The organism is Nocardioides sp. (genome assembly GCF_036401255.1).
GTDB lineage: Bacteria > Actinomycetota > Actinomycetes > Propionibacteriales > Nocardioidaceae > Nocardioides.
The window spans coordinates 1-1,599 of sequence record NZ_DASWVI010000285.1 but is presented as its reverse complement, the minus strand read 5'-3'; the positions used below and the strand labels follow the sequence as shown (position 1 = coordinate 1,599).

Below are 1,599 nucleotides of genomic sequence, written 5' to 3'. Positions count from 1 at the left end.
CGCACCGGCGCGTCGAGGAGGTCGAAGAAGCGGCGGTGGATCTCGTCGGCGAGCCAGCCGCCGTACGACGTGCCGACCGCGCCCTGCTCGGCGATGAGCACCTGGTTGGTCTTGGTGATGCTCTCCTCGATCAGCTCCCAGTCGATGCTGGCCCGGTCCAGCCAGCGCAGGTCGATCACCTCGGCGTCGACCTGGCCGAACTCCTCGACCGCCTCGAGCACGAACGGCACCATCCCGAGGTAGGTGAGCACGGTGACGTCGGCTCCCGGCCGGCGGACCACGGCCTTGCCGACCGGCAGCACGTAGTCGAGGTCGTCGACCGGCCCGGGGCCGCTGGAGCCGTAGAGGTCGACGTGCTCGAGCACGACGACCGGGTCCTGGCAGGTGAGCGCGGCGTTCATCAGGCCCACGTAGTCGTACGGCGTGGACGGCGCGACGATCCGCCAGCCGGGGTTGGTCGCGAAGATGCCGGCCGGGTCCATCGAGTGCTGCGACCCGTAGCCGGTGCCCATCGCCACCTTGCTGCGCAGCACCAGCGGCACACCGGACTCCCCGCCGTACATGTGCCGCGCCTTGCCGATCTGGTTGAACAGCTGGTCGGCGGCGACCCACATGAAGTCGGCGTACATGAACTCGACGATCGGCGTGCACCGGCCGTCGAGCGCGATGCCGCCGGCCAGCCCGGCGAAGGCGTTCTCGCTGATCGGGGTGCCGAGGACCCGGCCGGGGAACCGCTCCGGCAGGCCGCGGGTGGCGCCGTTCGTGCCGCCGTTGAGCCGGTGCACGTCCTCGCCCATGACGACGACGCCGGGATCTGTCTCCATCCGGCGGCCCATGACGGCGGCGACGGCCTCGATGAACTTCGTCTCCTGCACCGGTACGGCGAAGCCGCTCGGCTCGACGACCCGCGCGGAGCCGAACTCCGAGAGGTCGCCGCGCACGCCGACGTCGACCCAGTCCGGGTCGGGCCACTCCGCGGGCCGGATCCGCCGCTGGCCGGGCTTGCCGTCGGGCAGCGGCTCGACCAGCACGCTGCCGATCTCCTCCATCGCGGCCTTGGCGCGGGCGACCGCCTCGGCGGTCTCCTCGGCGGTCATGATGCCGCGACGCTGCAGGTGCGTGGCGGTCTGGGTGAGCGGGTCCCGGGCCCGCCAGGCGCGCTCCTCCTCCTTGTCCCGGTAGCCGAAGGCGCTGCCGGCGAAGGCGCCGTTCTGGTGGAAGAAGCGGTAGGTGTCGACCTCGACCACCGTCGGGCCGCGGCCGCGGCGCATGTGCTCCACGGCCTCGGTCATCGCGAGGTGGACCGCGAGCGGGTCCATCCCGTCGACCTTCCAGCTGGCGATGTTGAAGCCGAGGCCGCGCGCGGAGAGCCGCGGCTCGGCGGTCGCCTCGTGGACGGAGGTGGAGACGGCGTACTGGTTGTTCTCGATGAAGAAGCAGACCGGCAGGGACCAGGCCGCGGCGAGGTTCATCGTCTCGAGCGTGGAGCCGATGTTGACCGCCCCGTCGCCGAAGTAGGTCACCGACACCGCGTCGGTGCCGGCCTGGCGGTGCGACCAGGCGAAGCCCGCGGCCTGGGGCACGCCGCCGCCGACGATC

The 1,599-nt window shown here is 72.0% G+C and carries 1 protein-coding gene; it reads right to left on the bottom strand.

Annotated features, from left to right (window positions below; genetic code table 11):
* Window positions 1–1,599: dehydrogenase E1 component subunit alpha/beta (locus VGD85_RS13455; protein WP_331063950.1), on the bottom strand; the 1,599-nt coding region annotated here is incomplete at both ends.